This is a genomic window from Microbacterium sp. zg.Y909, from assembly GCF_024626565.1.
Map to the genome: position 1 here is coordinate 1 of NZ_JANJFJ010000101.1, position 7,814 is coordinate 7,814.

Consider the following 7,814-nt stretch of genomic DNA (forward strand, 5'->3'; position numbering starts at 1 on the left):
GCCGAGAAGTACCGTGTCGACATCGAGCTGCAGCGCGAGCTGCGCAACGTTCAGGACCACGTCATCCGCGTCACCGAGCGGGTGGCGTCACTGCGCGCCATCCTCGAGAACGCGCTCACGGTCAACGCCACGCTCGTCACCCACCGCCAGACCGACACCGCGCTCGAGCAGAGCGAGCAGGTCAAGAAGATCTCCGGATGGGCGGCGATCCTCTTCGGTCCGACGCTCGTGGGAACCATCTACGGCATGAACTTCACACACATGCCCGAGCTGGATTCGCCGTGGGGATACCCGCTGGCGCTCCTCGCGATGGTGGCGACCTCGGTGGCGCTGTACCTCGTCTTCAAGTCCCGCCGCTGGATGTGAGCGCCGGCCGCGCCTGAACCGTGAGGCGGGCCGGCGACGGTCAGGCGCGCCGGGCCAGCGCGGCGCCGGCGGCGCGCAGCCAACGGGCGGGCTCGGCGAGCGAGGCCTCGGGGCTCCCGGCGAGGGCGGTCAGCGACACGGATGCCGCGTACGCGCTCGTGTCGGCATCGGCGGCGATGCGGCCCGCGACCAGCGCCACCGGCACGCCCGCCTCGGCGGCGAGGGCCGCGACGAACGTGGGCACCTTGCCGGCCGCGGACTGCCCGTCGAACGCCCCCTCCCCCGTGACGACGAGGTCGGCGGAAGCGACCGCTTCGCGCAGGCCGATCAGCTCCGCCACCTCGGGCGCCCCCGGCACGAGCCGGGCGCCCCAGACGACGAGACCGAACCCGGTTCCGCCCGCAGCGCCGGTGCCGGGCGCGGCGGGATCGGCAGCAGCATCGGCACCACCATCGGCACCACCATCGGAACCGCCACCGGCACCGACCAGCACGGCGAGGCGCGCGAGCCCGGCGTCGGCGGTCGCGACGCCGGCGGCATCCAGCCCCTTCTGCGGCCCGAAGACGGCGGCCGCCCCGGCGGGTCCCAGGAGCGGATTCGTGACGTCGGTCAGCACGAGGGCACCTGCCGGCGGCGGTGGGCGCAGCTCGGAGAGGTCGACAGCCGCGACCTCGGAGAGCCCCCGCGCTCCCGGCGCGATCGGCAGCCCGGCGGCGTCGGTGAACTGCGCCCCGAGCGCCCGCAGCATCCCGACCCCACCGTCGGTGGAAGCGCTGGATCCGATGCCCAGCACGAGCCGCGAGACGCCGTGATCGAGCGCCGCAGCGATGGCCTGGCCGAAGCCGGTGGTGTCGGCATCCCACGGCAGGCGGCGGTCGCCGAGCAGCTCGATCCCCGAGGTGGATGCCAGCTCGACCACCCCGGTCCCCGCGGGGGCGTCGGGGGTGGGCGGCAGCAACAGCCACGACGCGTCGACCACGGCGCCGTCGGGCCCGGTCACTCGCACCGGCATCCTCTCCGCTCCGGTCACGGCGGCGGCGAAGGCGTCGAGCGTGCCCTCCCCGCCGTCGGCCATGGGGCGCAGCACCGCGGCCTCGGAGCGGATGTCGAGCCAGCCGTCGGCGACGGCCCGGGCAGCGGCCGCGGCGGCGATCGAGCCCTTGAAGCTGTCGATCGCGACGACGACGGTCATGGGCGCGGTGGCGTGCTGTCGCGCAGCTTCACCTCGAGGCGGAGCGGCTGGGGCATCCAATCGGGATCGGTTGCGGCGCGGAAGGTCTCGAGCCCGACCTCGACCAGCGGCACCGCGACGGTCGACAGGGCCGGTGTCACGTCGCGGGCGGTGGGGATGTCGTCGAAGCCGGCGAACGCGATGTCGGCGCCCGGCTCGCGGCCCGCTTCGCGCACCGCCGACATCGCACCGATGGCGACGACGTCGCTGACGCCGAAGACGACGGTCCCCGGTTCCACGCCGTCGGCGAGCACCTGGGCCATGAGGTCGGCTCCGGATGCCCTGCTGAAGGCGCCCCGGTACACGCGGGGCGTGTGGCCGCCGGCCGCCGTGAAGCCTTCGCTGAAACCGGCGACACGGCTGTCGCTGGTGAGCACGCCTTCCGCCGCGGCCAGCGCAACGGCGCTGCGGTAGCCTCGCTCGGCCAGCGCCGCACCGAGCGCGCGGGCGCCTTCGCGGTTGTCGATCATGACCGCACGCACGGTGTCGGTGCCCGCTCCGAGAGAGACGACGCGGCCACCCGCGGCCACCACGTGGTCGAGTTCCGCGAGCAGCTCCGGCGCGATATCGGGCGAGGTGCGAGAGGCGGCGAGGATCAGCCCGCGCGGGCGCTGACCGCGCAGGGTCCGCACGAGACGCACCTCCCGCTCGGCGTCGCGCTCGGTGATGGCGACCGTCACGACCAGCCCCGCCTCGTCGGCGCCCTGCGCGACCCCCGAGGCGATCTCGCCGAAGTAGGGGTCGGCGATGTCGGCGACGAGCAGGGCGATGATCGCCGAGGTGCCCCGCGCCGTCGCCTGCGCCGACAGGTTCGCGCTGTATCCGAGCCGCTCCGCTGCCGCCTCCACGCGCGTGCGATAAGCGTCGGCCACCTTGCGGGTGGAGCCGTTGAGCACGCGGGACGCCGTCGCCAGCGACACACCCGCCTCACGCGCCACGTCGTGGAGCGTGGCGGAGCCGGACCGCAGACGTTCGGTGGCTTCGGTCACGATCGAGATTCTATGGCGGCGCGCAGATGCGGCGAGACCACGTCGCCGAATGCGGCAGCGGTGCGCTGCACCGCGACGAGCGGATCGGTCGCCCAGACGTCGGCGTTGAAGATCTCCACCTCGATGTCCCGGTCGTACCCGGTCTCGAGCACCGCGCGCGTGAGCGCGGCGAAGTCGATCACCCCGTCGCCGGGATAGTGGCGGCCGAGCAGCACGTCCGCCGGCAGCGGCGTCTTCCAGTCGCACACCTGGTAGGTCGCGATGCGTCCCTCGGCCCCGGCACGGGCGATGGATGCCTCGACGTCGGGGTCCCAGAAGATGTGGAACGTGTCGACGGTCGCCCCGACGACGGCGGGGTCGAAGTCCCGCGCGATGTCGAGCGCCTGCCCGAGCGTGGACACGACGCACCGGTCGCTGGCGAACATCGGGTGCAGGGGCTCGATCGCGAGGGTGACCCCTGCGGCGGCCGCGTGCGGCACCAGCTCCCCTATCGCGTCCCGCACGCGCTCCCGCGCACCGGCGATGTCGCGCGAGCCGTCCGGCAGGCCCCCGGCCACGAGCACGAGGACCGCGGTGGAGCCCTCGGCGCCGGCGGCGGCGAGGGCGGCGGTCTCGTCGATCGCGACCCGGTTGTCATCGATCGACGCTCGGCGCGCGGGGCCCTCGGGCATGGTGAAGAAGCCGCCGCGGCAGTGCGTGGTGAAGCGCAGCCCCGAATCGGCGAGCATCTGCGCGGCGGTCGCGAGACCCACCTCGTTCACCGGCTCCCGCCACAGCCCGATGGCCTGCACCCCGGCTTCGGCCGTGACCCGCAGGGCGGTCGCGAGATCGGCGTGCTTGATCGTCGCCTGGTTGATCGACAGGCGGGGGTCGGGCGCGGTCATGCCGACACCCCGTTCATACGCAGCATGCCGTGCCAGCGCTCCTGGGCCAGCTCCGGCTGCTCGAGCGCGTGCGCGGCGTTGGCGAGCTCGACGATGCGCGACAGGTGCGGCAGACTGCGGGCGGAGTGAAGCCCGCCGACCATCTGGAACGCGCTCTGGTGGCCGTTGAGCCACGACAGGAAGGCGACGCCGGTCTTGTAATAGAAGGTCGGCGCGGCGAACACCTGCCGGCTGAGCTCCTCGGTGGGCGCCAGGATCTCGAGGTAGCGCGCCGGGTCCCCGGCGTCGAGCGCCTGGATGGCGGCGGATGCCACGGGGGTGAGCGCGGCGAAGGCGCCGAGCAGGGCGTCGGAGTGCCGCCGCGGGCTCGCCGGGTCGCGCTGCGGCTGGGGGGCCTCGGGCACGTCGGCCCCGCCGATGAGGCCGACGTAGTTGAAGTCGTCACCGGTGAACATGCGCACGCCCTCTGGAAGGCGCTCGCGCACCGACACCTCGGACGCGGCATCCAGCAGGCTCATCTTGACGCCCGCGACCTTGTCGACGTTCTCGCCGATGATCTGCAGCAGCACATCGGATGCCGCGCGCCAGTCGGTCGACCCGAAGTAGCCGGCCAGCTGCGGGTCGAACGCCGTCCCCAGCCAGTGCAGCACGACCGGAGCCGACGCCGCCCGCAGCACCGCGCCGTACACCCGGCGGTAGTCGTCGGCGGACTCGGCCGCACGCGCGAGGTGACGGCTGGCCATGAGTACGGGGCCGGCGCCCTGCTCCTCGGTGAAGTGCAGCTGCTCGAGGTAGGCCGCGATGATCTCGTCGATCGACAAGGACTCCGCGTCGATGTGGTCGGTGTTGACGCCGACGACGACCGACCCGCCCTCTTCGCGGGCGACCTCGGCAGAGCGGGCGATGAGCTCACGGGTGGCTGCGGCATCCAGCCCCATGTTGCGCTGCGCGGTATCCATGGCGTCGGCGACGCCCAGCCCCCACGAGTACACGCTGCGGCGGAAGTCGAGGGTGGCATCCCAATCGATCTCGGCAGGATGCCCCGGGGTGTTGTCCCCCCAGGCCACCGGGATCACGTGCGCGGCGGCGTACGCGACCCGGCTCTGCAGCGGGCCGGTGGGCTTGGCGTAGCCGGGGGCCGAGAGCAGGTCCGCCGAGTGCACGGCGCCGTCGGCGCCGAGGAGGGTGAGGTTCATCGTCACTCCAGGGTGAGGGAGGGCAGCTCGACCTTGCGGCCTTCGCTGCTGGAACGCAGTCCCGCCTCGGCCAGCTGCACGCCGCGGGCGCCCGCGAGCAGGTCGAAGGCGTAGTCGGTGCCGGTCGCGTAGGAGACGAGGAACTCCTCCCACTGCTGCCTGAACCCGTTCTGGAAGACGTCGTTGGTCGGAACATCCGCCCAGTCGGCGTCGTAGTCGTGATCGTCGGCGAGGTCGGGGTTCCACACCGGCTTGGGCGTGGCGTTGCGGTGCTGGATCTTCGCACCGAAGAGACCGACCACGGCCGAGCCGTGCGTGCCGTCGACGTGGAACTGCACCAGCTCGTCGCGGTTGACGCGGGTGGTCCAGCTGGAGTTGATCTGGGCGACGACGCCGCCCTCGAGCTCGAAGACGCCGTACGCGGCATCCTCCGCCGTGGCGGTGTAGTGCTCGCCGTTCTCGTCCCAGCGGTCGGCGATGTGCACGGCCGCCTGGGCGTAGACGCTCTTGATCTCGCCGAAGAGGTTCTCCAGCACGTAGTTCCAGTGCGGGAACATGTCGACGATGATGCCGCCGCCGTCCTCGGCGCGGTAGTTCCAGCTGGGGCGCTGCGCGGGCTGCCAGTCGCCCTCGAACACCCAGTAGCCGAACTCGCCCCGCACCGAGAGGATGCGGCCGAAGAACCCGGAGTCGATGAGGCGCTTGAGCTTCTGCAGGCCGGGCAGGTAGAGCTTGTCGTGCACCACGCCGGTCTTGACGCCGGCCTCGGCGGCGAGCTTCGCCAGCTCCAGGGCCTCCTCCACCGACTCGGCGGTGGGCTTCTCGGTGTAGATCGTCTTGCCGGCGGCGATGGCTTTGCGCAGGGCCGACGCGCGCGCCTTGGTGACGAGGAAGTCGGCGTAGATCTCCCAGCGGGAATCGGCCAGCGCGGCATCCAGGTCGGTCGTGTAGTCCTCGATGCCATGGCGGGCGGCGAGTTCGGCGAGCTTGGCCTCGCTGCGTCCGACCAGCAGCGGCTTCACCGTGATCTTCGAGCCGTCGGGAAGCTCGATGCCGCCCTGCTCGCGGATCGCGAGGATCGAGCGCACGAGGTGCTGGCGGTATCCCATGCGGCCCGAGACGCCGTTCATGATGATGCCGATCTCACGCACCTGCGGAGTCGTCGCGACTGCGGGGGCGTCCAAGGTGGTCGTCTCTGACACTGTTGTTCCTTCTGCTCGGCGCTTCTCTGCGCTCTTGTATGGGTAAGCGCTTTCCGTCATCTCATCCTGGCATCGGAAGACGCTTTCCGCAAGCGTCCGACGCCGCCGTCCGGCGGTCGAGGTCGGGACCGGAGGGGATGTGGCCGGCGTAGGACGAACGGGGGCGATCCGTCCTACGCCGGGGGTTCCCCTACGCTCGGGCCGTCACGCCAGGCGCACCGCGACCCACGACACCGGCGGCAGGCTCGCGGCGAGCGCATCCCCGTCGAGCGAGAGGCCGTCGAGAGGCCGCACGCCGACCCGCTCGGGCTCTTCGAGGGTGTTGGCGGCGTACATGTCGTCCTCGTGCAGCAGGTGCGACTCGGTCACCTGCAGCTGACGGCCGAACTGCGCGGCGACGGCGGCGAGGTCCAGCCGCAGGTCGGCGGCGTCGGTCGTCGAGCGGTTCACCACGAACAGGCTCACACCCTCGTCATCGACGGTGGCCACCGCGTTGACCGCAGCCACCTCGCCGAAGCGCTCGCTCGTGAACGTGCCCGCCGTCACCGGCACCCGCACCACCCGGTCGCCGGTCAAGCGCGACGTGATCGAGAACGGGAAGAACGTGGTCTGGCGCCAGGCGATGCCGCCGGGCTCGGTCATGATCGGGGCGATCACGTTCACCAGCTGCGCGAGGGATGCCGAGCGCACCCGGTCCGCGTGCTGCAGCAGCGTGATCATGAGGTCGCCGAAGACGACGGCATCCAGTGCGTGGTACTGATCCTCGAGCAGTCGCGGGGCCACCGGCCATCCGGGCTCGCGGGGCTTGTCGTTCTGACCGCCGCCCTCGGCGTGGAGATACCAGACGTTCCACTCGTCGAACGAGATCATGATGCGCTTGTCGCTCTTCTTCGTCGCCGCCACCGCGTCGGCGATCGAGATCACCGACTCGATGAAGCGCGCCATGTCGACACCCGAGGCGAGGAACTCCTGCGCGTTGCCGCCCATCTCCTGGTAGTACGAGTGGCACGAGATGAAGTCCACGTCGTCGAAGGTGTGCTCGAGCACGGTGCGCTCCCACGACCCGAACGTGGGCATGCCGCTGCCGGACGAGCCGCAGACGACCAGCTCGATGCCGGGGTCGACCATGCGCATGCCCTTGGCGGTGCGGGAGGCGAGCTTGCCGTAATCGTCGGCGTTGCGGTGCCCCAGCTGCCACGGGCCGTCCATCTCGTTGCCCAGGCACCACATCTTCACCGCGAAGGGCTCGTCGCGGCCGTTCGCGCGACGCTGGCGCGTCCACTCGGTCTCGGCGTCGACGTTGGCGTACTCCAGCAGGTCGAGGGCCTCCTGGGTGTCGCGCGTGCCGAGGTTGACGGCGAGCATGAGGTCGCTGCCGACCTTGTCGAGCCAGTCCGAGAACTCGTGAAGTCCCACCTCGTTGGTCTCGGTGGAATGCCAAGCGAGGTCGAGGCGGCGAGGGCGCTGGTCGACCGGGCCGATGCCGTCCTCCCACCGGTAGCCCGAGACGAAGTTGCCTCCGGGGTAGCGGATCGTCGAGACGCCGAGCTCCTTGACGAGCTCGATCACATCGGTGCGGAAGCCGTCGGCGTCGGCGGAGGGGTGACCGGGTTCGTGGATGCCGTCGTAGATGTGCCGACCGAGATGCTCGACGAAGCCGCCGAACAGGCGGCGGTCGACGTCGGAGATCGCGAAGCGGGGGTCGACGGACCCGTGGGCTGACGTCACGGTGTTCCTTCCGGTCGGGCCCGCCGGCGGCGGCGGGTCGGGGCTGCGTCAGGCGCGTCTGCGCCGGCGCGTGGGGATGGCGACGACCGCGAGGGCGGCGCAGCCGATGGCGGGGATGAAGAGGGGCACGAGGGCCCACGTCGAGACGACGACGAACACGGCGGTCGCGACGAGATACAGCGCGCCGGCGACGTCGACGGCGACCGCGCGCGGGACCG

General features: G+C 71.7%; 7 protein-coding genes. 1 reads left to right on the forward strand and 6 read right to left on the reverse strand.

The genetic code is table 11. The features are described from left to right. Positions 1-366: CorA family divalent cation transporter (locus tag NQ160_RS09465; protein ID WP_306852959.1), on the forward strand; the 366-nt coding region annotated here is incomplete at its 5' end. Between the two features lie 40 nt (positions 367-406). Here NQ160_RS09465 and NQ160_RS09470 read toward each other — a convergent pair. The 6 genes from NQ160_RS09470 to arfA all read right to left on the reverse strand — a co-directional run bounded on the left by NQ160_RS09470 (position 407) and on the right by arfA (position 7,596). Beyond that, positions 407-1,558, reverse strand: a complete 1,152-nt coding sequence (locus NQ160_RS09470; protein ID WP_257514975.1) for a glycerate kinase — start codon at positions 1,556-1,558, stop codon at positions 407-409. Continuing rightward, positions 1,555-2,586 (reverse strand): LacI family DNA-binding transcriptional regulator, encoded by a 1,032-nt coding sequence (locus tag NQ160_RS09475; protein ID WP_257514976.1) that lies wholly within the window; start codon positions 2,584-2,586, stop codon positions 1,555-1,557. The genes NQ160_RS09470 and NQ160_RS09475 overlap by 4 nt, the downstream gene beginning before the upstream one ends. Then, positions 2,583-3,470: a sugar phosphate isomerase/epimerase family protein gene (locus NQ160_RS09480; RefSeq protein ID WP_257514977.1), complete on the reverse strand. Its 888-nt coding sequence runs from the start codon at positions 3,468-3,470 to the stop codon at positions 2,583-2,585. Before NQ160_RS09480 ends, NQ160_RS09475 begins: the two co-directional genes overlap by 4 nt. After that, entirely contained in the window at positions 3,467-4,666 is a 1,200-nt protein-coding gene (locus NQ160_RS09485) for a dihydrodipicolinate synthase family protein (RefSeq protein ID WP_257514979.1), read from the reverse strand. Before NQ160_RS09485 ends, NQ160_RS09480 begins: the two co-directional genes overlap by 4 nt. Before the next feature lie 2 nt (positions 4,667-4,668). Continuing rightward, positions 4,669-5,796 carry a Gfo/Idh/MocA family protein gene (locus tag NQ160_RS09490; protein ID WP_257514982.1) on the reverse strand — a complete coding sequence of 376 codons (1,128 nt, stop codon included), beginning with the start codon at positions 5,794-5,796 and terminating at the stop codon, positions 4,669-4,671. 276 nt (positions 5,797-6,072) lie between these two features. Continuing rightward, complete coding sequence (gene arfA, locus NQ160_RS09495; RefSeq protein ID WP_257514981.1) at positions 6,073-7,596, reverse strand: arabinosylfuranosidase ArfA; 1,524 nt, start codon at positions 7,594-7,596, stop codon at positions 6,073-6,075. Positions 7,597-7,814: the final 218 nt, after the last annotated feature.

Bases quoted from the DNA above. Each gene is read 5' to 3' on its own strand.
- NQ160_RS09480 (WP_257514977.1), bottom strand. From the start codon at position 3,470: ATGACCGCGCCCGACCCCCGCCTGTCGATCAACCAGGCGACGATCAAG.
- NQ160_RS09470 (WP_257514975.1), bottom strand. From the start codon at position 1,558: ATGACCGTCGTCGTCGCGATCGACAGCTTCAAGGGCTCGATCGCCGCC.
- NQ160_RS09490 (WP_257514982.1), bottom strand. From the start codon at position 5,796: ATGAACGGCGTCTCGGGCCGCATGGGATACCGCCAGCACCTCGTGCGC.
- NQ160_RS09485 (WP_257514979.1), bottom strand. From the start codon at position 4,666: ATGAACCTCACCCTCCTCGGCGCCGACGGCGCCGTGCACTCGGCGGAC.